This window comes from Xanthomonas sp. NCPPB 1068, assembly GCF_041479385.2.
Classification (GTDB): domain Bacteria; phylum Pseudomonadota; class Gammaproteobacteria; order Xanthomonadales; family Xanthomonadaceae; genus Xanthomonas; species Xanthomonas cannabis.
Genome location: NZ_CM192986.1, coordinates 136,419 through 160,750 on the forward strand (window position 1 = coordinate 136,419; position 24,332 = coordinate 160,750).

The 24,332-nt window shown below is 66.7% G+C and carries 16 protein-coding genes and 1 other RNA gene; 10 read left to right on the forward strand and 7 right to left on the reverse strand.

Features of this window, described 5'->3' with window-relative positions; all coding sequences use genetic code 11:
• Positions 1-93: 93 nt before the first annotated feature.
• Entirely contained in the window at positions 94-1,122 is a 1,029-nt protein-coding gene (gene adhP, locus ACCQ12_RS00605) for an alcohol dehydrogenase AdhP (protein WP_047693275.1), read from the forward strand.
• 21 nt (positions 1,123-1,143) lie between these two features.
• The gene (locus ACCQ12_RS00610; RefSeq protein WP_039406926.1) at positions 1,144-1,539 is read left to right on the forward strand and encodes a DUF779 domain-containing protein; all 396 of its coding nucleotides are present in this window, start codon (positions 1,144-1,146) and stop codon (positions 1,537-1,539) included.
• Between the two features lie 273 nt (positions 1,540-1,812).
• Here the strand turns inward: ACCQ12_RS00610 and ACCQ12_RS00615 are convergent, their stop codons facing one another.
• Complete coding sequence (locus ACCQ12_RS00615; RefSeq protein ID WP_068835635.1) at positions 1,813-1,974, reverse strand: hypothetical protein; 162 nt, start codon at positions 1,972-1,974, stop codon at positions 1,813-1,815.
• A 149-nt stretch (positions 1,975-2,123) separates the two neighbouring features.
• On the opposite strand from ACCQ12_RS00615, the gene ACCQ12_RS00620 reads away from it, so the two are divergent.
• From ACCQ12_RS00620 to ligD, 3 genes are read left to right on the forward strand one after another with little or no spacing between them, the layout of a single operon-like run.
• Positions 2,124-2,522, forward strand: a complete 399-nt coding sequence (locus ACCQ12_RS00620) for a hypothetical protein (RefSeq protein WP_372383680.1) — start codon at positions 2,124-2,126, stop codon at positions 2,520-2,522.
• Positions 2,522-3,478 carry a non-homologous end joining protein Ku gene (gene ku, locus ACCQ12_RS00625; protein ID WP_166743439.1) on the forward strand — a complete coding sequence of 319 codons (957 nt, stop codon included), beginning with the start codon at positions 2,522-2,524 and terminating at the stop codon, positions 3,476-3,478. The genes ACCQ12_RS00620 and ku overlap by 1 nt, the downstream gene beginning before the upstream one ends.
• 3 nt (positions 3,479-3,481) lie before the next feature.
• Complete coding sequence (ligD, locus tag ACCQ12_RS00630) at positions 3,482-6,208, forward strand: DNA ligase D (RefSeq protein ID WP_372382679.1); 2,727 nt, start codon at positions 3,482-3,484, stop codon at positions 6,206-6,208.
• 106 nt (positions 6,209-6,314) lie between these two features.
• Here the strand turns inward: ligD and lldD are convergent, their stop codons facing one another.
• Both lldD and ACCQ12_RS00640 read right to left on the reverse strand, forming a co-directional pair.
• Positions 6,315-7,475, reverse strand: a complete 1,161-nt coding sequence (gene lldD / locus ACCQ12_RS00635; protein ID WP_039563665.1) for an FMN-dependent L-lactate dehydrogenase LldD — start codon at positions 7,473-7,475, stop codon at positions 6,315-6,317.
• A gap of 148 nt (positions 7,476-7,623) precedes the next feature.
• Complete coding sequence (locus ACCQ12_RS00640) at positions 7,624-8,190, reverse strand: methyltransferase family protein (RefSeq protein WP_047693282.1); 567 nt, start codon at positions 8,188-8,190, stop codon at positions 7,624-7,626.
• Between the two features lie 33 nt (positions 8,191-8,223).
• Between ACCQ12_RS00640 and ACCQ12_RS00645 the strand changes: the two genes are divergently transcribed.
• Both ACCQ12_RS00645 and ACCQ12_RS00650 read left to right on the forward strand, forming a co-directional pair.
• Positions 8,224-9,450 (forward strand): sensor histidine kinase, encoded by a 1,227-nt coding sequence (locus tag ACCQ12_RS00645; protein WP_372383681.1) that lies wholly within the window; start codon positions 8,224-8,226, stop codon positions 9,448-9,450.
• Complete coding sequence (locus tag ACCQ12_RS00650) at positions 9,447-10,079, forward strand: response regulator transcription factor (RefSeq protein WP_047693283.1); 633 nt, start codon at positions 9,447-9,449, stop codon at positions 10,077-10,079. Before ACCQ12_RS00645 ends, ACCQ12_RS00650 begins: the two co-directional genes overlap by 4 nt.
• Before the next feature lie 875 nt (positions 10,080-10,954).
• Here the strand turns inward: ACCQ12_RS00650 and ACCQ12_RS00655 are convergent.
• The 3 genes from ACCQ12_RS00655 to ACCQ12_RS00665 form a co-directional block, all read right to left on the reverse strand.
• Positions 10,955-11,030, reverse strand: a non-coding RNA gene (locus ACCQ12_RS00655) — sX9 sRNA.
• 51 nt (positions 11,031-11,081) lie between these two features.
• Positions 11,082-11,504, reverse strand: coding sequence for a hypothetical protein (locus ACCQ12_RS00660; protein WP_184442605.1), 423 nt, complete (start codon positions 11,502-11,504; stop codon positions 11,082-11,084).
• Complete coding sequence (locus ACCQ12_RS00665; RefSeq protein WP_372382680.1) at positions 11,501-14,839, reverse strand: nSTAND1 domain-containing NTPase; 3,339 nt, start codon at positions 14,837-14,839, stop codon at positions 11,501-11,503. The genes ACCQ12_RS00660 and ACCQ12_RS00665 overlap by 4 nt, the downstream gene beginning before the upstream one ends.
• A 312-nt stretch (positions 14,840-15,151) precedes the next feature.
• Between ACCQ12_RS00665 and fabV the strand changes: the two genes are divergently transcribed.
• Positions 15,152-16,360 carry an enoyl-ACP reductase FabV gene (gene fabV, locus ACCQ12_RS00670; RefSeq protein WP_372382681.1) on the forward strand — a complete coding sequence of 403 codons (1,209 nt, stop codon included), beginning with the start codon at positions 15,152-15,154 and terminating at the stop codon, positions 16,358-16,360.
• Between the two features lie 444 nt (positions 16,361-16,804).
• On the opposite strand, the gene ACCQ12_RS00675 is transcribed toward fabV, so the two are convergent.
• Positions 16,805-17,827: a PfkB family carbohydrate kinase gene (locus ACCQ12_RS00675; protein WP_372382682.1), complete on the reverse strand. Its 1,023-nt coding sequence runs from the start codon at positions 17,825-17,827 to the stop codon at positions 16,805-16,807.
• Positions 17,828-18,112: 285 nt separating this feature from the next.
• On the opposite strand from ACCQ12_RS00675, the gene ACCQ12_RS00680 reads away from it, so the two are divergent.
• Both ACCQ12_RS00680 and ACCQ12_RS00685 read left to right on the forward strand, forming a co-directional pair.
• The gene (locus ACCQ12_RS00680) at positions 18,113-20,881 is read left to right on the forward strand and encodes a TonB-dependent receptor (protein WP_372382683.1); all 2,769 of its coding nucleotides are present in this window, start codon (positions 18,113-18,115) and stop codon (positions 20,879-20,881) included.
• A gap of 248 nt (positions 20,882-21,129) precedes the next feature.
• A complete protein-coding gene (locus ACCQ12_RS00685; protein ID WP_372382684.1) occupies positions 21,130-24,324 on the forward strand; it encodes a TonB-dependent receptor in 3,195 nt (1,064 codons plus the stop codon).
• Positions 24,325-24,332: the final 8 nt, after the last annotated feature.

Sequence of the window (24,332 nt, forward strand, 5' to 3'; positions counted from 1 at the left end):
GGAGGGCGTGCGGGTCGGGCCATTTGACTTCGATCAAGGCCACGCCTGGGCAAGGCGCCTAAGGTGGCTGCAATCTCGGTGCGGAGCGTGGCGATGGACATGACAATGCAGGCGGCAGTGGTGCGGCAGTTCGGGGCGCCGTTGGTGATCGAGGAGGTGGCGGTGCCGCGGCCGCAGGCCGGCGATCTGCTGGTGAAGATCCAGGCCTGCGGGGTCTGCCATACCGATCTGCATGCCGCGCAGGGCGACTGGCCGGTGAAGCCGAACCCGCCGTTCATCCCCGGACACGAGGGGGTGGGGTACGTGGCTGCGGTGGGCGCGGGCGTGCGCCACATCAAGGAGGGCGACCGGGTCGGCATTCCGTGGCTGTATTCGGCGTGCGGGCATTGCACGCATTGCCTGGGCGGCTGGGAGACGCTGTGCGAGGCGCAGCAGAACAGCGGCTATTCGGTCAACGGCGGCTTTGCCGGCTACGCCCTGGCCAATGCCCAGTATGTCGGGCACCTGCCCGCCGAGCTGGGCTTTGTCGAGGTTGCGCCGATCCTGTGTGCGGGAGTCACCGTGTACAAGGGACTGAAGATGACCGATACCAAGCCGGGGCAGTGGGTGGTGATTTCCGGCATTGGCGGGCTGGGCCACCTGGCGGTGCAGTACGCCTGTGCAATGGGCCTGCAGGTGGCCGCGGTGGATGTGGACGATGCCAAGCTGGCGCTGGCACGGCGTCTTGGCGCGACGGTGACGGTCAATGCACGCACCACCGACCCGGTGGCGTTCGTGAAACAGCACATCGGCGGCGCCCATGGCGCGCTGGTCACCGCAGTCTCGCCGAAGGCGTTCGAGCAGGCCATCGGCATGGTGCGGCGCGGCGGTACGGTCGCGCTCAACGGCTTGCCGCCGGGCGACTTTCCGCTGGATATCTTCGGCATGGTGCTCAATGGCATCACCGTGCGCGGCTCCATCGTCGGCACGCGCCTGGACCTGCAGGAATCGCTGGAGTTTGCGGCGCACGGCAAGGTGGCGGCCACGGTGTCGACCGACCGGCTGGAGAACATCAACGCTGTCTTCGCGCGCATGCACGCCGGGACGATCGAGGGGCGTATCGTGCTCGACATGGCGGCCTGAGGTGGCCGCAGGAGACAGCCGATGCACCACACCACTCCGCGCGTCGAGGTGCCGCCACAGGTGATGGCCACCCTGGCGGCGTCGCAGTTGATCGACACGCTGCGCGCACGGCACGGCGATGTGCTGTTCCATCAGTCCGGCGGCTGCTGCGATGGGTCTTCGCCGATGTGCTTTGCGGTGGGCGAGTTCATCGTGGGCGACCGCGATGTCCTGCTGGGCGAAATTGCCGGCGCACCGTTCTATATCAGCGCGCCGCAATTCGCCTACTGGAAGCACACCCAGCTGATCATCGATGTGGTGCCAGGGCGCGGCGGCATGTTTTCGTTGGAGAACGGCGAGGGAGTGCGTTTCCTGGTGCGGTCGCGTCTGTTCAGCGATGAGGAGATGGCGCAGCTGCAGGCGGCCGGGCGCGTATGAGGATGGGCGTGTGGATCGTCACCACGGTCTTGATGTGACGATTAGGCGGTCGTTTCCGCCGATGTTTCGACGAGCGCCTGTTACCGCGCCCTGCAGATGAGAGAAAGCCGGCAGCACTGGGCTCGTTGCGCTGCCACGGACAGGTGTCACGTCACCTCCGGGTACGCCAGCTTCAGGTTGCGCCACGTCACGCGCGCCCTGCGCCTTGATGCCCTGCGCCACGGCCGTTGCTGCGCGTGCCGGGCGCACACACCCGGCCATGACGGCGAGCCGTTACGGCGCAGTGCCAGGCTTCTTGGCCGGGGTGGTGTCGTCGGCCGGAATCAGCGTCTCGGGTGCGTCGCCGGCACCGCGGTCTTCATGATGCTCGGCATCGCGCTTGCCGTGCTGTTCGCCCGGGTGAGCGGGTTGGTCGCGCAAGGGGTCACGGGACATGCGGGGCTCCTGGTGTCGATGAGGGGCGCCAGTTCACCGCGCGCGCAGTGAAGGTCACGCAAATCGCAGACCATGCGGATTTCTCACGCATGGATCACGTCAGCGGCGTTACTGATGTGACCCCCCAATGCCGCACCGTGGAGCAGACCATGCGCCCCCTGGACCGTCGTCCCGATCGTCGCCTGTTCAGTGCGCCTGCCGACCCCACGTTGCCCAAGCGAACGCATCGCACGTGGGCTGCGGTGGACGCCGATGGCGTGGCGCAGGACTTCCGGTGTTACAGCCGTGCCGACTATCACCGTCGTCGCCGACGCGGCGGGCCGACCTGGGGCGATCTCGCGCCGGCCTATGCGTTTGCGCGCGTCACCCACGCTGCAGACTGGCCGCGTGGCGCCGATGCGCAGTGCGAGCAGGCATTGGCTGCGCACTGGGACAGCATGCGCGGCGGCTCGCGTCTGGACTGGCCGCACGTGCGCGCCATCGTCGAAGACGCGTGGCTGGCGCTGGACCACATTCCCGATGCTGCCGTCCATGGAGTGGCGCACTGATGGCTCGACCGATCTGGACCGGAACATTATCGTTTGGCCTGCTCAATGTGCCGGTGTCGCTGATGTCGGGCGAGCGCAAGGTGGACCTGCACTTTCGCATGCTGGATTCGCGCGACAAGAAGCCGATCCGCTTCGAGCGCGTCAATGCCGACACCGGCGATGAAGTGCCGTGGAAGGAAATCGTCAAGGCATTCGAATACGACAAGGGCAGCTACGTCATTGTCGAAGAGCAGGACATCCGTTCGGCCGCACCGGAAAGCCACGAGACCGTGGAGGTGGAAACCTTCGTCGACGCGTCAGATATCGACCCGCGCTATTTCGAAAAGCCCTACATCCTGGTGCCGGGCAAGAAGGCGGAAAAGGGCTATGTGCTGCTGCGGGAAACCTTGCGCGACACCGGCAAGGTCGGCATCGCCAAGGTGGTCATCCGCACCCGTGAATATCTGGCCGCCGTCATGCCGCAGGGCGATGCATTGATCCTGTTGCTGCTGCGCTACCAGCAGGAGGTGGTGGACCCGCAGGACTTCAAGCTGCCGGCCGGCGCGGTGGGCGAGTACCGCATCACGCCCAAGGAGCAGGAGATGGCCAGGCAGCTGATCGAGTCGATGTCCGGCACCTGGCAGCCGGAGGACTATCACGACGAGTTCCGCGGCAAGCTCGAGCAGATCCTGCGCAAACGCATCAAGGAAAAGGCCGGCACCACGCAGGTGGACATCGAGCCCACCCAGCACGAAGACGCCACCACCAACGTGGTGGATTTCATGTCCTTGCTGCAGAAGAGCCTGCAGGCCAACACGCGCACGCCGGCAAAGAAGACCGGCGCGGCAGCGGCAGAGCAGGCGCCGGCCAAGAAGGCCGCCACCAAGAAAGTGGCCAAGAAGGCCGCCAAGAAAACCGCGACCAAGGCCACCAAGAAGACCGCTGCCAAGGCTGCGCCGCGGCGCAAGGCCGGCTAAGCGATGGGCCTGCGCGATTACACGGCCAAGCGCCGCTTCGACCAGACCCCGGAGCCGGCGGCAGATGCGCCGGTGCCTGCCAGTGCCCAGCCGATCTTTGTGGTGCAGCTCCACTACGCCAGTGCGCGCCACTACGATTTCCGTCTGGAAGCCGATGGCGTGCTCAAGAGCTGGGCGGTGCCCAAGGGGCCGTCGCTGCGGGCCGGAGAAAAGCGCCTGGCCGTGCAGGTGGAAGATCACCCGCTGTCCTACGCCGGCTTCGAAGGCGACATCCCGCAAGGCCAGTACGGCGGCGGGCATGTGCAGATCTTCGACCATGGCCACTGGCACTGCGATGGCGACGTGCTCGCCGCGCTGGACGCGGGCAAGCTGGAATTCACCTTGCAGGGCGAGCACCTGCAGGGCGGGTTTGCGCTGGTGCGCACGCGCATGCGCGGCGGCAAGCCGCAGTGGCTGCTGTTCAAGCGCACCGATGCGTTTGCGGCGGATCTGGATGCCGATACCATCGTGGAACGGGCCGGCGACAGCGCTGCCGTCGCACCTGGCAGGCGCGCCAAGGCCAGCCGTGCACAGCGGCAGCCGGCCAGGGCGGTGGCACAGCAAGCGCCCCGGCCCGCACGCAAGCAGGCACCCTCGCCGCGCGCTGGCGCGGCGGCCGATGCCGCATGGCGCCGCCGCGCGCTGGCGCTGGATGGCGCACGCGACGGCGCATGCCCCACCGGCCTGGTCGCGCAGCTGACCTTGCTGCGCGACCAGGCGCCGGATGGCGAGGCCTGGCTGCACGAGATCAAATGGGACGGCTATCGATTGCTTGCCGATCTGGTCGACGGCAACGTGCAGCTGCGCTCGCGCAATGACCAGGCGTGGACGGAGCGCTTTCCCGACGTGGTCACCGCGTTGCAGGCGCTGCCGGTGCGCGACGCGCGGCTGGATGGCGAGCTGGTGGTGCTGGACGCGCACGGGCGCAGCGATTTCACTGCACTGCAGCGGGCCATCGATGGCAGTGCCCGCCAACCGCTGCGCTATCTCGCGTTCGACCTGCTCGGCGTGGCCGGGGTGGACCTGCGCGACACGCCGCTGCTGCAACGCAAGCAGCTGCTGCGCGCGCTGCTCGGTGAGAAGCCGGGCACCTTGGCCTACAGCGAGCATGTCATCGGGCGCGGCCCCGAAGTGTTTGCGGCAAGCGCGGGCAAGGGCTGGGAAGGCATCGTGAGCAAGCGTGCCGACGCTGTGTACCGCGGCGGGCGCAGTGCCGACTGGGTCAAGACCAAGCACGAAGACAGCGACGACTTTGTGGTGGTGGGGTACACCGACCCCAAGGGCGCACGCAGCGGCTTTGGCGCCTTGCTGCTGGCGCAGCCGGACGGCGACACGTTGCGCTACGTCGGCCGGGTGGGCACTGGTTTCGACGGCGCGCTGCTCGGGCAGATCGCCGCGCAGCTGCAGGCCTTGCAGAGCGACACCGCCACGCTGGAGCTGCCTGCGCACATCCCCGGCCGCCCGCGCGATGTGCATTGGGTGCGCCCGCAGCTGATCGCCGAGATCGCATTCCGCGGCTGGGCCAAGCAGGGCTTGCTGCGGCAGGCCGCCTTCAAGCGTCTACGCGAGGACAAACCGATGACCGATCTGGGCGGCGACCGCGCAGCGCCGGGCACGCCTGCGGCCGGCAAGCGCGCGACCCCGGCAAAAACATGCACCGCCACCCGCAAGACCGTGACCAAGACGGTTGCAAAGACGGTGAGCAAGGTGGCCACCAGGACCGCAGAAAAACGCGCGGGCAAGCGCGCCTCGGCAGCTGGCGCGAAGTCTTCCAGGGTGGTTGCGTCGGCGGTGTCCACCTCATCGGCCACCCTGTCCGTGGACGCGGTGAGCATCACCCATCCCGAGCGCGTGGTCTTTCCCGCATCGGGCATCAGCAAGGGCGATGTGGCGGCGTACTACCGTGCGGTGGCGTCGCTGGTGGTGCCGGAGGTGGCGCGTCGGCCGCTGTCGTTGTTGCGCTGCCCGGACGGCGTGGGCGGCGACTGCTTCTTCCAGAAGCACCAGGGCCGCCAGTTGGGCGCGCACATCAAGGCGATTCCGCTCGAACAGAAGAGCGGCACCGAGGACTATCTGTATATCGAAGACGCCGCCGGACTGCTCGAGCTGGTGCAGATGAATACCCTCGAGCTACACCCCTGGGGCGCACGGGTCGACGACCCGGAGCGCCCGGACCGCCTGGTGTTCGATCTGGATCCGGGCGATGCCGTCGCCTGGCCGGAGGTGGTGGCCGCCGCTCGCGAGATCCGCACCAAGCTACGCGCGGTCGGGCTGGAAAGCGCGGTGCGCCTGTCCGGCGGCAAGGGGCTGCATGTGGTGGTGCCCATCGTGCCCGACGCGAGCTGGGACCGGGCGCGCGACTTCTGCGAGGCCTTCGCGCAGGCCCTGGCCACGCAGGCACCGGAACGCTACGTGGCCACCATGAGCAAGGCCAAGCGCCACGGCGTGATCTTTGTGGATTGGTTGCGCAACGGGCGCGGCAATACCAGCGTGTGTTCGTGGTCGCTGCGTGCGCGCGAAAAGGCCACCGTCGCCGTACCGCTGCGCTGGGAAGAACTCGGCAAGATCAGCGGGCCGGACGCCTTCCCGATGGACAAGGCCATACAGCGCGCCAAGCGTCAACGCGCAGATCCTTGGGAATCGGTGCTGGCATTGCAGCAACACCTGCCCACCGCCGACGACAACCACTAAGAGCCGTCGGCTGGACGACTGTGCAGCCACCAGGCGGGCAAGGGTCCTGCAGCATGGCCGCAGATCGTCCGCTCTGCCACCAACGACTCCCGAATCCCGAACCCCGTCAAGGCGAGACCACGTTCTCCCGCGTCACCCGGCTCAACGCATCGCCGCTGATCTCGGCAATCGAATGGGTGCCGGTCAGGGTCATCGCCACGCGCATTTCCTTTTCGATCAAGCTCAGCAGGTTCTCCACGCCAGCCTGACCACCGGCCGCCAGCGCATAGACGAACGCGCGCCCCAGCAACACCGCATCGGCACCGAGCGCGAGCATGCGCACCACGTCCAGCCCGCTGCGGATGCCCGAGTCGGCCAGGATCTTGAGCTGCCCCTTCACTGCATCGGCAATGGCCGGCAACGCGCGTGCGCTGGACAGCACACCGTCCAGCTGGCGCCCGCCATGGTTGGAGACCACGATGCCGTCGGCGCCGAAGCGCACCGCATCGCGCGCATCGTCCGGGTCCAGGATGCCCTTGATCACCATCGGCCCGGTCCAGAACTCGCGGATCCATTCCAGGTCCTTCCACGAGATGGAGGGGTCGAAATTGGCCGCCAGCCAGCCGATGTAGTCCTGCAGGCCGGTCGGGCTGCCGCGGTAGGCGGAAATATTGCCTAGATCATGCGGTTTGCCGAGCAGGCCCACGTCCCACGCCCAGCGCGGGTGCGTCACCGCCTGCAGCATGCGCCGCAGCGACGCATTGGGCCCGCTCATGCCCGAGTGCGCATCGCGGTAGCGCGCGCCGGGCGTGGGCATGTCCACGGTGAACACCAGCGTGGTCACCCCGGCGGCCTTGGCGCGCTCCAGCGCGTTGCGCATGAAGCCGCGGTCCTTGAGCACGTACAGCTGGAACCACATCGGCCGGCTGATGGCCGGCGCCACTTCTTCGATCGGGCACACCGACACCGTGGACAAGGTGAACGGAATCCCGCGCGCCGCCGCCGCGCGCGCGGCCTGCACTTCGCCGCGCCGCGCGTACATGCCGGTCAGCCCCACCGGAGCCAGCGCCACCGGCATGGCCAGGGTTTCGCCGAACAGCTCGGTGCTCAGGCTCAGGTCCGACATATTGCGCAGCACCCGCTGGCGCAGCGCGATATCGGCCAGGTCGGAAACATTGCGTCGCAGCGTGTGCTCGGCGTACGCCCCACCATCGATGTAATGGAACAGGAAGGGCGGCAAACGCGCCTGCGCGGCGGCACGGTAGTCGGAAGCGGCGGAAATGATCATCGAAGACGGACAGCGGCGGCGGGGGAGCCCCGGAGTGTAAGGCGATCGGTGCGGCGCAGGGACGGGGCTGCAGTAGTGGCCGGCGCAAGTGCGAGGGTTGCGAGCCGTCTGGCAAGCAGCATGTGATCGCTGCACGCCAGCGTTCCGCTCACCACACCAGCGGCAGCAACCGCCGGCTCTGCGCCGCATACGCCGGGTAGGCCACCGGAAACGCGCGCTGCAACGCGGCTTCTTCGACGCGGATGCGGTGCAGGAACACCAGGGTCACCGGCACCACGATCGCCGCCACCGACAACGCGTTGCCCATGCCCAGGGCCAGCCCGTAAAAGGCCAGCAGTGCGCCGGTGTAGGACGGATGCCGCAGCCAGCGATACGGGCCGCGGCGCACCAGCTGGTGATCCGGCTGGATGGTCACATCCACCGTGAACCAGCGTGCCAGCACCTGGATGGCCCACACGCGCAACGCCAGCCCGCTGCCGATCAAGGCGCAGCCGGCCCACTGCAGCGATGCGTCCCAGCCCTGCGGCCAATGCGCCAGGCCGCTGTAGGCCAGCACCACTGCAACCGCCACCGCCGCAGACAGCACCCGCCATAGGTGCTTCAAGGTGCCCTGGTCGTGCGCGCCACCATCGCTGGCGCGGCGGCGACGGCTGAGCAGCAGCTCATAGCCGCCCCAGGCCAGGTTGAGGACGAGAAACAGACTGGAAGCAGACATGGCGTAACTCCGTGGCGATGGGGTGGCTTGGTGATGCCAGTGTGCGCACGCGCCGCATCGACCACAGGGGCCGCAGGTCATCGATCCCACCTGCCGGAAGTCACTTTCTGCAGGCACAGCATTGCCGAGCGGCCGCAGGGCGGTCAGCATCGCCGCATGCATTCGTCCTTCTCCCATCTATTGCACCCCCTGCGTCTGGCCGGTGGGTTCACCATTGCCGCAGTGGCGCTGTCGTTCATGCCCGACGCCTCGCCCCACAGCGCCTGGCGTTGGGGCCTGCTGGCCGGCTTCACTGCGTTGTTTGTATTGCATACCGTGCTGCCGCAGGCGCTTGCGTTACGGACTGTGGCAACGCTGTTGCAGGCGGTCCTGGCATTGTTGCTGGTCTGGATGGAGCCGCGTGCCGGCACGGCTCCGGTATTGCTGGTGATGCTGGTGGCGCAGGCAGGGATGACCTGGCCGCCGTCGCGCGTGCTGCTGCTGGCACTGATGTTGAACGCGGGCATGTACGCGTTGTTGGTGCAGGCCGGGTTCGAGCGGGCGTTGTTGATCGTCAGCACCTACGCCGGCTTCCAGGCCTTTGCCGCGCTCACTGCGCACTATGCGCGCAGTGCCGAGCGCGCACGCGACGCGCTGGCCTACGTCAATGCCGACCTGCTGGCCACCCGCGCACTGCTGGCCGACAGCGCCCGCGATGCCGAGCGCCTGCGCCTGGCGCGCGAGCTGCACGACGTGGCCGGGCACAAGCTCACCGCCATGCGCATCAACCTGCGCCTGCTCGGTGCCGACCCGGCGTTGGGGCAGCGCGACGACATCCGGGTGCTGGAACAGCTCTCGGCGGAACTGCTGTCGGACATCCGCAACGTGGTGCAGTCCATGCGCGACGACCAGGGCCTGGACCTGCAGACCGCGCTGCGCGCGCTGGCCGCCCCGTTCCCGCGCCCGGCGCTGCGGCTGCAGATCGATGCCGACGTGCGCATCACCGACGCGCGCGTGGCCGAGCTGCTGCTACGGCTGGTGCAGGAGGCGCTGACCAATGCCGTACGGCATGCCGATGCCGACGAGGTGGCCGTGCATCTGCACTATCACGATGCCCAGTTGCACGTGGACATCTGCGACGACGGCCGCCGCGCCGAGCGCATCCGCGAAGGCAATGGCATCACCGGCATGCGCGAGCGGCTGGCCGCCCTGCACGGCCATCTCGACCTTGGCCGCACCCCCAATGGCGGCATGCACCTGACTGCGAGACTTCCGCAATGAGTTCACTTCGAATCGCCCTGGCCGACGACCAGATCCTGGTGCGCGCCGGCCTGCGCGCGCTGCTGCAACAGCAGGGCGTGGCCGTGGTCTGCGAAGCCGACGACGGGCAGGGCCTGCTGGATGCGCTGGCCACCACCACCGTGGACGTGGTGCTCAGCGACATCCGCATGCCCGGCATCGATGGCATCCAGGCGCTGGAGCAGCTGCGCGCCCGCGGCGACCGCACCCCCGTGCTGCTGCTCACCACCTTCGACGACAGCGACCTGCTGCTGCGCGCCAGCGACGCCGGCGCACAAGGTTTCCTGCTCAAGGACGCCGCCCCGGAAGACCTGCGCGACGCCATCGCCCGTGTCGCCGCCGGCGACACCTTGCTGCAGCCGGTCAGCACCGACCCGGTACGCGCCCGCTACCAGTTCCGCGACCAGCAGGCCCCGCGCGAGACCTTCAGCGAACGCGAGGTGGCCATCCTGCGCCTGCTGGCCGGCGGCTACTCCAACAAGGAGATCGCCCGCACCCTGTTCCTGGCCGAAGGCACGGTGAAGAACTACGTCTCCACCATCCTGGAAAAACTCGGCACCCGCGACCGCACGCGCGCAGTGTTGAAGGCGATTACGTTGCGGGTGATCTGATTGCCGGGATTCGGGAATCGGGAATCGGGAATCGAGACGAGCCAAAGCCCCTCTCCTGCGGGAGAGGGGTTGGGGTGAGGGTACGGGGCGAAGCCATACGTCGACTCAGATGACACGAATGCTTCGCCCGTACCCTCATCCGCCCCTACGGGGCACCTTCTCCCGAAGGGAGAAGGAACAGCTGTGGTCGTCTGGATCGGTCAGGGCGCGCCAGAAAGCCCCTCTCCCGGCAGGGCGAGAAGGCACCGCTTGCGCGCCACTGGCGCGCGTGCCTTGGTGCGCCCGCGCCGCTAGCGCGGGCTGGGGCGCGGAGCGGGGGTTGGGTTGAGGGTACGGGGCGAAGCCACTCGGGGTTTAGCCAGCAAACGAAGCTCGCCCGGTGCACCAAGTCTATGCAACTGTTCTGTAAAGGATTTCGCGCATCCGTCAGACATGGACAGCAACCGTAAGGTTGCCGTCAGGTCAGCCGCGACGCCGTGCACGAAGGTCGCCCGGCGGCTCGAAAAGCCGCCCGGAAACGCGCCGCGCTCCGGTCTGCTGCGGAGTCCGTCATGCGCCAATTCCTCCACATTGCCCTGCGCGCCGTTCTGCTCGCCCTGGTGGCCTGGGCGGGCCCCACCCAGGCCGAACTGCCTGCACCCTGGGTCCAGGCCGCTTTGCTGGCCGAGCCGTCGGCCGTTGACCCTGTGCTGAGGATGGTTGTCGGGCCAGGCGCGCCGCAGCTGCAACGCGCCTCTGCCCGTACATGCGATAGGCATCCATGCGTTTGGCCCGGCCCCGGCGCGCCTGCGGACTGGCTGTGACCGTCCCGCTCGGGCTAGCACTTATCCGCACACAAGCAGTGGCGCCAGCACTGCCGGGGACGCCTTGAGCGATGCTCCAAAAACCTGGCGAGCAGTCGTCAGGTGGGTGCGGCCGGCGCACAGGCATCGCAATGGACGCGTGGTGCATGCTGCGCCGAGCGCCGGCCGCGCCCGCCTGATGCTGAGCGCAGTCGTCTTGTTATTTGCCCTTATTGATTGGCGGTACTTCCTGCGGGTTGATCTTCGGGTCGTTGCCGACCTGGGGATCGCAACTGAACCAGACTTTGTTGCCCTTCTTGTCCGTGCGGGTTGGGTCTTCGACGATGATGGTCAGAAAGATCAACGTGGGGACGCTGTTGGCGTTGACGACTTCGACGCTGCGGCCGTCAGGGGCGATGACGGGGTCACCGATTTGTTTGAATGCATCGGTCGTCAGCAGGCTCTTGATGATGAAATGCTTCGGAACAACGTCTTCGTCGAAGTGATACGTCAACGTCGAGACACCGTCGTCCTTGTCGACAATCAGCAGGTCCGGAGCAAAGCTGTAGAAATATTCGCCAGCGCCTGTATTTCCTCCAAATCCCACCCGCGCCACCGTGAGCTTGATACTGAAATCCGTCATGACTTGTCCTGTTCCTTGAGAGGCGGGGCATAGAAGGAGACAAACCCCGGGTGGCGGTAGCCCGCCTGGTACAGCCATCCGAGCTGTTGCGTAACGGCAGAGCGCTGGCCCAGATGCACGTGGGCGCGAATCCAGGGGTCGAGCAGGTTCTTGTCGCGGCTGTTGCCGGCATCCTTGCCGAGCAGTGTCACCACGCGCTGCCATGCTGCACGGGCGCCCTCGTGATCGCCGGTTGCCGCGCGGTGTTCGCCCTGCCAGACCAGTGCCAGGGCCAACGTCGAGATGGCCGACAGATCGTCGGGCTTGGCGTGATGCAATGCATCCACGCGCGCAACGATTCGATCGAGATCGCCTGCGTTGGCAGCGTGAATGCGGTGCAGGCGCATCTCGATGATGGCATCCAGCAACTGCCAGTCCGGCAGCGGCTGCGACTGTTGCAGCAGCCGGGTCATGGTGTGATGCGCCTGGCCAAGTTGCTGCCTGGCTTGATCGGAATGCCCGTCCAGTGCCGCGATCCAGCCGGCCTGCGCGTAGGCATGCCCCAGATCGCTGCGCCAGGTCTGGTTGTCCGGCTGCAGTGCGACCAACGGCTGCAGCATGCGCACGCTGTCCTGTGCGTCGCGTTGCGCCTGTAGCAGGTGGCCTTGCACCAACGCCAGATTGGAGACGCGGATCAGCGACACCGCCAGACGCCGTTGCCAGGCATTGGCATCCGGATCTGTCTCCACCAGCACGCGTAGCATCGCGATCTGGTCGCGGTAGCCCTGCTCGGCAGGCGCCAACAAGCCCTGGTTCTCCTGCGCCAGGCTCAGCCCCGACAAGCTGTCGATCAACTCGTAGCGCAGCGATGCGTTGTCCGGACTCCGTGCGATCAGCACACGCTTGAGCGCAATGTCGCGCGCAAAAAAACCGATTGCCGTCCGGGCATCGCCCTGTGCCATGGCCAGCATGCCGAGATTGTTGAGCGCGTACGACAGCTCCAGCTGCCAGCGAGGGTTATCCGGGGCGGTGCGCACCAGCCACTCACTGGCGGCCAGGTAGTGCGACCAATGCGTCCTGGCCAACGGAAACTGCTTGCCGCGATAGGCCATGCTCCCCAGCCAGAACGCCGCCTGCCCCATTTCGGCACGTGCCTCCAGCACGTCGGGCGCATGCAGACGCGCCTGTTCGGCGGTGGCGGCGGCACGCGTGAAAGCGGCCTGCGCCTCTTTCAGCTTGCCCTGATTCATCAACACCTCGCCGATGGTGCGCAGTGCGCGGGCGTGGTTGATCAGGTCGCCGGTGTGCATGCTCGCGCTAGGCAAATCTTCCAGATACCGCAGCGCGCGGCTGCCCACGCTATCGAGCAATGTCAGGTTGCCCACGGTGCGCAACTGCTCGGCCAGGTCGCCCAGCATGTAGCCCACCAGTTGCTGCGCCTGGTCGCGGCGTTGTTCGGCCACCTGCTGGGCCTGGCGTGCCTGCCAGCCGAGCAGCAGCGAGGCGCTGGCCAGCATCACCAGCAATGCGGCGGCGGCGGCGTACAGGCCGCGGCGCTGGCGTTGCGAGCGTTCGCAGGCGCGCAGGAACGCCAGCTCCGACGCATCCAGGTCCTGCGGCATGCGCCGCGCCGCTTCGCGCGCTTCGCTCAGCGGGCGGCCGCTGTTGAGCAGGTGGTCGGTGCGCCGGCCCTCGGCGGCCCAGCGTTGCGCGGCCAGGTGCAGGCGTTTGCGTGCCTGCAGCAGGCGGCGGTTTTCATGGATCCACTCGGCCGCGCGCGGCCATTGCCGCAACACCGCTTCGTGCGCGACCGCAAAGCCCGGCTCGCCGGCCACCAGTTCGCTGACGAACAGCCGCGCATGCACGAACGCATCGACCAACACGCGTGCGCCGCTGCCGTGAGGCAATGCGGCCCACAGCGCACGCCGCGCGGTCACCGCATCGCTGTCGGGGTGGATCACGCTCAGCAACGTCAGCACCTCGCCGAGCGCGGCCTGTACATCTGCCGGCAGTGCGCCGAAGGTGTGCTCGGCATGATGCGCCAGTGCGCCTTCCAGCCCGCCCAGGGCGCGGTACGCCGCAAAGGTCAGCAGGCCATCGGCGCTGCGTTGCGCGTGCAAGGCCTGCAGCAGGTGTTGCAGCAACGGCAAGGCATCGGGCTGGCGCGCGGTGGCATCGCGCAGCACATCGTCCAGGTGGCTGGCACTGTCGTGGTCTTCCTCGAAGCGCAGCCCCGCCATTGCAGCCGGCACGCGGATGATCTGGCCGATCTCGCCATCGCGCGGCGGCAACAGGTCCACATGCCCGTCGCCGCGTTTGAGCTCGACGATATCCGGCAATACATCGATCAGGCGCGGATAAAAATCGCTGCGGGTGCCCATCAGCACTGCCACGTGCGCGCTGGCGCACAGTGCCTGCAAGGCCGTGGCCAGCGCCGCGCGATCGGCGTCGGTGATGCCGGGTGTGGCCACCATCGCTTCGGCGTGGTCGATCACCAGCAGCAGATGCCGCTGGCTCGGCACGCTGTCGCGCGCCGGGGCGCAGTGGCGCATGGCTTCCTCGATGGCCGCATGCAGCGGAGCGGGCTGCTGCAGCCACCCGGGCAGGTGTGCCGCCTGTGCCGGCGAAAACACCGCACGGTCGCCCGGCGCCCATTCGCCCAGTGCGCGCGCGAGCGTGTCCAGCACGTCGCCGCCGCGGCACTGCGCCAGGTTGCAATACGCCACCGCCACCGCTTCCAGCCCATCCAGCCCGCCGGGCTGGCACAGCAACGGCACCACGCCTGCCCGCAGCAACGAGGTCTTGCCGCAGCCGCTGGCGCCGCTCACCAGCACCAGCCCGCGCCGGCTGTGCAACTGCGCACGCACTGCGGCCGCCACCTGCGCAATGGCATGGCTACGCCCGAAAAACACCTGCGCATGTGCCGGGTCGAAGGCCTGCAGCCCCACGTACGGGCTGCCGTGCGCCCAGTGCTGGCTGCCCAGCACTGCGCCGCGATAATCCTGCGGAAACACCACCGTGGGCAGCAGGCGATAGCCGCGTTTGCGGATGGTTTCGATAAAACGCGGCTGGCGGCTGTCGTCGCCCAACTTGCGGCGCAGCTGGGCGATGGTCTTGTGCACCGGGTTGTCGCCGTAGAAGCTGCCGTGCCACACCTCGATCAGCAACTGCTCGGCACTGACCACCTCGCCGGCGCGCTCGGCCAGGGCGATCAGCACTTCCATCATGCGCGGTTCCAGCGTGATGGTCCGGCCGTCGTCGATCAGCGCCAGGCGCTCGGGTTCGACCAGCAACGGGCCCAGGCGGAACCGCGGAACGGAGCCCAGCTGCGTGACGCGCTCGCTACGAAGGGACATGCACTCGGACACCGGTCGCACAACTGGAAGGGGCCTTGACGATCGCCAACAGGCGCGGCCAGGCACGGCACGGCACGGCAGGGCCGAAAATACCACAGCCGTGACGGCCGCAATTGCCCAACGTCGCGCTTTATGCACTCTGCGTGCACGCAGCGCGCCGCCGGTGTGGCGCGATCGGTGAAAGCGGCCAGAAGCCCCTGGCACCGCCGCCACGTGCGTCTCCATACAGCAGCGTGTGTTGTGCATCAGGCTGTTTCGCGCGCGTCACACGCACTAAGATGCCGCCAGCATCTTGCTGACCAGGAGTCCACGTTGATCATCCATCCCAAAGTGCGCGGTTTCATCTGCACCACCACGCATCCGCTTGGCTGCGAGCGCAATGTGCTCGAGCAGATCGCCGCCACGCGCGCGCGGGGCGTGCGTCACGACGGCCCAAAGAAGGTGCTGGTGATCGGCGCGTCCAGCGGTTACGGCCTGGCCTCGCGCATCACCGCCGCATTCGGCTTCGGCGCCGACACGCTGGGCGTGTTCTTCGAAAAGCCCGGCACCGCCACCAAGGCCGGTACCGCCGGCTGGTACAACTCGGCCGCGTTCGACAAGCATGCCAAGGCCGCCGGGCTGTATAGCAAGTCGATCAATGGCGATGCGTTCTCGGATGCGGCGCGCGAGAAGGTGATCGAGCTGATCAAGACCGAAATGGGCGGGCAGGTCGATCTGGTGGTGTATTCGCTGGCCTCGCCGGTGCGCAAGCTGCCGGGCAGCGGTGAAGTCAAGCGCTCGGCGCTCAAGCCGATCGGCCAGACCTACACCGCCACCGCCATCGACACCAACAAGGACAGCATCATCCAGGCCTCGATCGAGCCGGCCAGCGCGCAGGAGATCGAAGACACCATCACCGTGATGGGCGGGCAGGATTGGGAACTGTGGATCGACGCGCTGGACGGCGCCGGCGTGCTCGCCGACGGCGCGCGCAGCGTGGCCTTCAGCTATATCGGCACCGAGATCACCTGGCCGATCTACTGGCATGGCGCACTCGGCAAGGCCAAGGTGGATCTGGACCACACCGCGCAGCGCTTGAATGCGCGCCTGGCCCAGCGTGGCGGCGGCGCCAATGTGGCGGTGCTCAAGTCGGTGGTCACCCAGGCCAGCGCGGCCATCCCGGTGATGCCGCTGTACATCTCCATGGTCTACAAGATCATGAAGGAAAAGGGCCTGCACGAAGGCACCATCGAACAGCTCGACCGCCTGTTCCGCGAGCGCCTGTACCGCGAAGACGGCCAGCCGGCCGAGGTGGACGACGAAAACCGCCTGCGCCTGGACGACTGGGAACTGCGCGACGACGTGCAGGACGCCTGCAAGGCGCTATGGCCGCAGGTCACCACCGAGAACCTGTTCCAGCTCACCGACTACGCCGGTTACAAGCACGAATTCCTCAAGCTGTTCGGCTTCGAGCGCGACGATGTGGACTACGACGCCGATGTGGCGACGGATGTCACCTTCGATTGCATCGAGTTGGGGTGAGAAATCGGGAATCGGAAATCGGAAATCGGGAATCGGGAATCGCAAGAGCGTGGTTCCCTGATTCTTTGAGTTTCCCGGCGCATAGCGAGATGAAAAACGGCCGGCAGTGATGTCGGCTGTTTTTTTTATAGGGCGGGGCAGTGGTGGTTTGGCTCCGCGGCGCGATGTGGTATCGGCGCGCGCTGATATGAGGCGCTTGTGCGGTGCTTGCGTCGCGGCGTCCGGTGAGTTGGTCGACGAACCTGTAACGCCGTCATTGGGTCAACGCGGGCAGATGGCGCAACGTCGAGCGGCCATACCCTCATCCGCCCTTCGGGCAGCTTCTCCCCCATAAAGGGGGACAATGTCCCGAGGGGAGAAGGGAGAAATACGCGCAGCACGCGCCGCTTTCCGATTCCCCATTCCCCATTCCCGATTCTCCACTCCCGATTCTCCACTCCCGATTCAGCGCCGCACATCAAACCGCGCATCCCCCACGCACGCCTGCACCTCGGCCACCGACAGCGGATTGAAGTCGCCCGGAATCGAATGCTTCAAACAACCCGCCGCCAGGCCGAAGCGCACCGTGTCCTCCAGCGGCCAGCCCTCGATCAACCCGTGCAGCACGCCGGCCGCAAACGCGTCGCCACCGCCAATGCGGTCGATGATGGGGGTCAGTTCCTCGCTGGGCGCGCGTGCCACCGCGCCTTCGCGCGGCACCAGCATCGCGCCCAGGCTGTGGTGGTCCACGTTGTGCGCCACGCGCTGGGTGCAGGCCATCAACTGCAGCTGCGGGAATGCGGCAAATGCCTGTTGCGCGGCCGCTTCCACGCGCGCCTCCAGGGTGTCCTGCGGGAACTCGCCGCCCAGCACCACGCCGATGTCGCGGTAGTCGGCAAACACCACATCCGCACATGCGAAGAGCTGGTGCAGGATGCCGCGCGCATCGCCCTGCCAGCGCTGCCACAGCTTGGGCCGGTAATTGCCGTCGAACGACACCTTGACCCCGGCCGCACGTGCGGCGCGTGCCGCCGCCAGCGTGGCCTGTGCCACGTCCGCGCCCAGCGCCGGGCTCACCCCGGACAGATGCAGCCACTGCACGCCCTCCAGCAGCGCAGGCCAGTCGTAGGCATCGGCCGGTGCCAGCGCAAACGCCGAGTCGGCGCGGTCGTAGACCACCTCGCTGGGGCGGTGGATCGCACCGGTGGTCAGGAAGTACAGGCCCATGCGGCCGTCCACCCGCCGCACGTGGCGCGTGTCCACGTCGTGGCGGCGCAGCTCGCCCAGCACCGCCGCGCCCAGCGGGTTGTCCGCCACCGTGCTGACCATGGCCACCTCATGGCCGAAATGCGCCAGCGAGACGCCGACATTGGCCTCCGCACCACCGCAGTGCACGTCCAGCCGAGGCTGCTGCAACAGCAGCGCGTGGCCAGGCGCCCCCAGGCGCAGCAACAACTCTCCAAAACACAGGATGCGGGTTCGACTCATGCGGCACTACCTCGGCTGTGTGGTGCGTCACGGGGTGGGGGACCCGCAGCGCGTTACGATGACCATCGGTGTCATTCTAGCCCTCCCGGAACACGGCGGGTGAGACCGACTATGCGACACGGCGTGACGGCTTGCGCCCCATTTAGGCGAAATCCGGACGCATTTCTGCTGCGCTGCAAGATGTTGAACGACGATTCAGCTGGTAACGTCGTTTTGACCAGCGGTGTCATTGCCGCTCACACCCCCGCATTTCACATTGTTCATGGACCCTTGGGAGGGGAGGACATGCAATTTCGGACCACCAGCCGGAAGACACCGGTTACCTTGCTGGCACTGTCGATCGGCCTGGCGCTGAGCGGCCACGCCGCCGCGCAGGACGCCGCCGCCCCACCTGCCGAGCCCGCCGTGGACCTGGACACCGTCACGGTGACCGGCTACCGCGCCAGCGTGGAAAAGGCCCTGGACATCAAGCGTGGCGAAGCCGGCGTGGTCGATGCCATCGTCGCCGAGGACATCGGCAAGTTTCCCGACCTCAACCTGGCCGAATCGCTGCAGCGCATCCCCGGCGTGGTGATCACCCGTGAAGCCGGCGAAGGCCGCGCCATTTCGGTGCGTGGCCTGGGCCCGGAGTTCACCCGCGTGCGCATCAACGGCATGGAAGCGCTCACCACCGTGGGCGCCGGCGACCAGAGCGGCGGCACCAACCGCGGCCGCGGCTTCGACTTCAACGTGTTCGCCTCGGACCTGTTCTCGCAGCTGATCGCGCGCAAGACCGCCTCGGCGGACGTGGAAGAAGGCTCGCTGGGCGCCACCGTCGACCTGCGCACCGCGCGCCCGTTCGACTACAACGGCTTCACATTCGCCGCCAGCGGCCAGGCTGCCTATAACGCGATGGCCGAAAAGGCCAACCCGCGCGTGGCCGGGTTGATCGCCAACACCTGGGCCGACAACACCTTCGGTGCGCTGCTCTCGGTGGCCTACACCGAGCGCGAGGTGCTGGAAGAAGGCGCCAACACCGGCCGTTGGGCCAACGGCCCCAGCAACGGTGGCTTCAGTGCCGCCTCCCCGTTTGCCGCCGCGCGTTCGGCCGATGTCTACCACCCGCGCTTCCCGCGCTACACCCAGCAGATCCACGACCAGCAGCGTCTGGGCGTCACCGGCTCGCTGCAGTGGAAGCCGTCCGACCGCACCACACTGTCGCTGGATGCGCTGTATTCCAAGATCGACGCCAAGCGCGACGAGCACTACATCGAGGCGATCTCCTTCAGCCGCGGCGGCAATGCGCGCCCCGTGCTCGTCGGCAAGCCGGCCACCGTCGTGCGCAACGGCGAGATCCGCAACAACGCGCTGGTCTATGGCGAATTCGACAACGTCGACATCCGCTCGGAAAACCGCCACGACGAGTGGAACACCGAGTTCAAGCAGATCAGCTTCGATGTCGAGCACCGCTTCAACGATGCCTTCAGCGTCAATGCCCGCGTTGGTACCTCGCGCTCTGCGCACGAGAACCCGGTGCAGACCACCATCATCATGGACAAGTACGACGTCGACGGGTACAGCTACGACTACCGTGGCAACAGCCGCGCGCCGGTGCTGAACTACGGCATCGACCCGACCAATCCCAATGGCTGGGAGCTGGCCGAAATCCGCCTGCGTCCGCAGTCGGTGGACAACGACTTCGACACCGGCCAGATCGACTTCAACTGGAACATCAGCCCCGGTTTCCGCCTCAAGGGCGGCGTACTGGCCAAGAACTACAGCTTCAGCACCGTCGAACTGCGTCGCGCCAACGAGCTGGCCGTGCCCACCTTCGCCAATGGCACGCGCATCGTGCCGGCCGACCTCAACGAACAGGCCGGGCTCAAGGGCATCAACGGCAGCCCGGCGGCGTGGGTGGTGCCCAACCTGGATGCGGTGGCCAACCAGTTCGGCATCTACAGCAACAGCGGCACCTTCGCCGTGGCCCCGCGCGTCAACAACAGCCGCAGCGTGGAAGAAAAAGACCGCGGCGTGTGGTTGATGGGCGAGTTCTCCACCGACCTGGGCTCCATCCCGCTGTCGGGTAATTTCGGTGTGCGCTACGTGGAGACCGAGCAGGAATCCACCGGCTTTGCGCTGATCAACAACGCACCGGCGCTGACCACGGTGGGCCGCAAGTACAGCAACACGCTGCCCTCGTTCAACCTGGTGGCCGAGCTGGCCCCTGACCTGTTGCTGCGTCTTGGCGCGGCCAAGGTGATGTCGCGTCCCGGCCTGGGCAGCCTCACCCCCGGCGTGACGGTGGCGGTGGCCGGCGGTGCGCGCACCGTGGCCGGCGGCAACCCGGACCTGGACCCGATCGAAGCCACCAACGTCGACCTCGGCCTGGAGTGGTACTTCAACGAAGGCGCCATGCTCGGCGTCGGCGTGTTCTACAAGGACATCGAGAGCTTCATCCAGACCGCGCGCGAAGTGCGTCCGTATTCCAGCAGCGGCCTGCCGGCCGAATTGCTGGAAGGCACCGGCGCCACCGTCAACGACGACTTCGCCTTCAGCATCCCGCTCAACACCCCGGGCGGCGAACTGAAGGGCGTGGAAGCCAACTACACCCAGCCCTTCACCTTCCTGCCGGGCAAGTGGGCCAACCTGGGCGTGCAGCTCAACTACACCTGGGTCGATTCGCAGATCCAGTACCTGGCCAGCAGCGGCGCGCCGGTGATGAAGAACGACCTGCTCGGCCTGTCGCGCTCGTCGTGGAACGCCACGCTGTTCTACGAAGGCGACATGTTCGCCGGCCGCGTCTCGGCCACCAACCGCGACGATTACCTCACCCAGGCACCGGGTGCGGAAGCCGGCTTCAACGTCGACGGCGTGCATGGCATGACCGGCACCACCATGCTCGACGCCTCGCTGCGCTACAAGATCAGCAAGCAGCTGGAGCTGAGCCTGGAAGGCATCAACCTCACCAACGAAGCCTCCGACGAGTGGGTGTCGTCGCCGCGCACCGGCCAGTTGCCGCTGCAATACGCCGAAACCGGCCGGCAGTACCTGCTGGGCCTGCGCTACAAGTTCTGAGTGTCGCCCGCCCGCTGCGCACATGCGCAGCGGGCCTCTTTCAACGCCTGATCGCGCTTGCGTCTGCGCCCACCCGAGGTGGGCGTCTGCAACGCGGTGGGCGTGCTGTTTCTAGCCGCTGCCGCACCACCGCGCACGCCATCGCATGAGGCTTGCCGTGTCGCCGGCGGCGCATATCGATTCGACGCCGCGGGCCTGTGGGGGGGCTGCATGCGTCTTTGCAGCAGTGCCACCGGAGTGAGTGCATCATGCAAGTCCGTTCGCGTCGTCCCGCCGCATTGGCGGCCGCCCGCCTGCCCACCGCGCGTCTGTCGGTGGCCATTGTCCTGGCACTGCACGCAGCCGCAGCCGTGGCGCAGACCGCCCCCGCGCCGACCACCGACGCGGTGGATCTGGACCGCGTGCAGGTCAAGGCCACTTATCGCGAAAGCCTGCAGCAATCACTCGATGCCAAGCGCTACAGCGTGGAGCAGGTGGATGCCATCTACGCCGAAGACATCGGCAAGTTTCCCGACCTGAATCTGGCCGAATCGATGCAGCGCATCGCCGGCGTCTCCATCGACCGCGAAGGCGGCGAGGGCAAGCAGATCTCCGTGCGCGGCCTGGGCTCGGACTTCACCCGCGTGCGCATCAACGGCCTGGAAGCCCTGGCCACCGCCGGCAGCGGCAGCGATGGCGTCAACCGCAGCCGCGGCTTCGACTTCAATACCTTCGCTTCCGAACTCTTCAGCCGCGTCACCATCAGCAAGACCCAGTCGGCACAGATGGACGAAGGCTCACTGGGCGCCACGGTCGACCTGCGCGGCTCGCGCCCGTTCGACTTCGACGGCTTCGAAGCGGCTGCGTCCACGCAGTACGGCTACAACGATCTCTCGCGCGAAAAAGATCCGCGTTTCTCCGGTCTGATCAGCAACATCTGGGCCGATGGCCGCGTCGGCGCGTTGATGTCGGTCTCGTATAGCGAGCGCCACCTGCGCGAAGAAGGCTACAACCCGGTGCGTTGGGAGCACGGCAACTACCGCAACTCCAACCAGAGCACCGCCACCAACAACGGCACCTATGGTTTCTGTTCGCCGGTGGGCTACAACCCGCAGACCCCGCGCAACCCGCTGGCCAATGAAACCCCTGCCGGGGTCGGTTCGCAGGCCAACCAGGACCGCAACAACGGCTGGGGCAGCTACGGCATCAGCGCCACCAATTGCGGCACCGGCATCCCGCGCCCGGCCAATACGCCGGAGAACATCCAGGCCTACGAAACCGCCACCAACGCCTGGATTCCGCGCTACCCGCGCTACATCCGTACCGATCATGAAATCAAACGGCTGGGCGTCACCGGCGCACTGCAATTCAAGGTCAGCGACGACACCCTGCTGAACTTCGACATGCTGTATTCCAAGCTGGACAAGGACCAGCGCGAAGACTCGGTTGGTGCCAACCTGCACCGCACCGCCAACTTCGGCGGCAAGACCCAGATTGCCGTGCGGCAGGCGCAGGTGGACGACCAGAACCGCCTCACCTATGGCGTGTTCGACAACGTCGACTTCCGCACCGAATCCAGCAACATCGAAGAATCCACCGAGTTCAAGCAATTCAGCCTGGACCTGCAGCACCGCTTCAACGACCAGGTGCGCGTCAATGCCTTGGTCGGCCATTCGACCTCGGACTACGAACGCCCCGAGTTTTCGATGGTGAGTTTCGACAACACCAATCTGGACGGCTTCGTGCTGGACCGGCGCGGCGGTGGCGATTACCCCAGCATGAGTTTCCCGTTCGACGCGGGTAACCCCAACAACTGGCAGTGGCTGGGCTACGGCGCAGTGCCGGTCAACAGCAACGGCACCGCGCGCGGCACCAACATCAGCGAGGTGCGGCTCAACCCGCAGACGGTGGGCAACACCTTCGACACCGCCAAGGTGGATCTGGAATTCAACATCAGCCCCACCTTCACCTTCCGCACCGGGCTGGCCTACAAGAACTACGACATGGACACGTCGGAGTCGCGCAACATCTCTTACGGCCGCCTGGCGCAAGCGTTGCCGGCCGGTGTGGGCGTCAATGACCTGAGCACCAATCTGGACGGCTTCGGCCGCAGCTTGAACGGCAGCTTCCCCACCACCTGGGTGATTCCGGATTTCCAGAAAGTCGCCGACCTGCTCAACATCAATTGCAACTGCGACACCGGCGTGCCCGGTGGCGACTACCGCCTGGCCGATGTCGGCCACTTCGGCTCGTCCAACAACAATTTCGCGGTCAACGAAAAGAGCCTGGGCACCTACCTGCAGCTGGATTTCAACACCGACCTGTGGGGCCGCGCGCTGCGCGGAAACCTGGGCGTGCGCTATGTGCAGACGCAGATCGCCGCCAGCGGCTATGCGCCGTGCACCGCCACCGCGGCCGGCGCCATCTCGCCCAACTGCGAATCGTTCTTCGGCGTGGCCAGCGCCACCGCCGCAGCCGGCGAGCGCCTGCTGGTGCCCACCACCGTCAACCACAACTACCGCGATGTGCTGCCGTCGTTGAACCTGTCGTGGGATTTCAGCGATGAGGTGGTGCTGCGCTTCGGTGCGGCCAAGACCATGGCACGCCCCACGCTGGCGTACCTGTCGCCCAGCGTCAGCGGTGGGCCCACCCAGTATTTCGACGACGGGCGCTTCTTCTCGATCAACCTGGGCAACCCCAAGCTCGACCCGTTCCGCTCCACCAACTACGACCTCAGCGCCGAGTGGTATTTCCGCGAAGGCTCGCTGCTGTCGGCGGCGGTGTTCTACAAGGACATCGACAGCTACGTGCAGCGCACCCGCGTGCTCAGCACCTGGGAGGCGATGGGCTACTCGCTGGACCTGCTGCCGGCAGGCTTTACGCCGGACACCATCTTCAATGTGCAGAGCTACTTCAACACCCCCGGCGGCCCGCTCAAGGGCTTCGAGCTGACCTACCAGCAGGCCTTCGACTTCTTGCCCGGCTTCTGGCGCAACTTCGGCATCCAGCTCAACTACACCCAGGTCGATTCCAAGATCAATTACCTGTTCAGTACCGCCGGCAACAGCAACACCAGCATCACCACCACCGCCACCGAGCGCGACCTGCTCAACCTCTCGCCGCAGTCCTACAACGCCACCGTCTATTACGACGACGGCCGCTTCAGTGCGCGCGTGTCCACCAGCTACCGCGATGGCTACATCAACAACATCCTCGCCCAGGAAGACGTCTACGACCTGGATGGGCGTCGCCTGGTCACTGCCGATGTCACCGGCAAATACAGCGTTGAAAACGTCGACTTCAACATGTCCTACAAGCTCAACGACCACATCTCGCTGACCTTCGAGGCGATCAACCTGCTCGACACCCCCGACCGCCGCTACGTCGATTCCACGCTGGAACTGCCCGACAAGTACACCGTCACCGGGCGTCAGTACTACATCGGCGCGCGCTACAAGTTCTGACAGGAGCA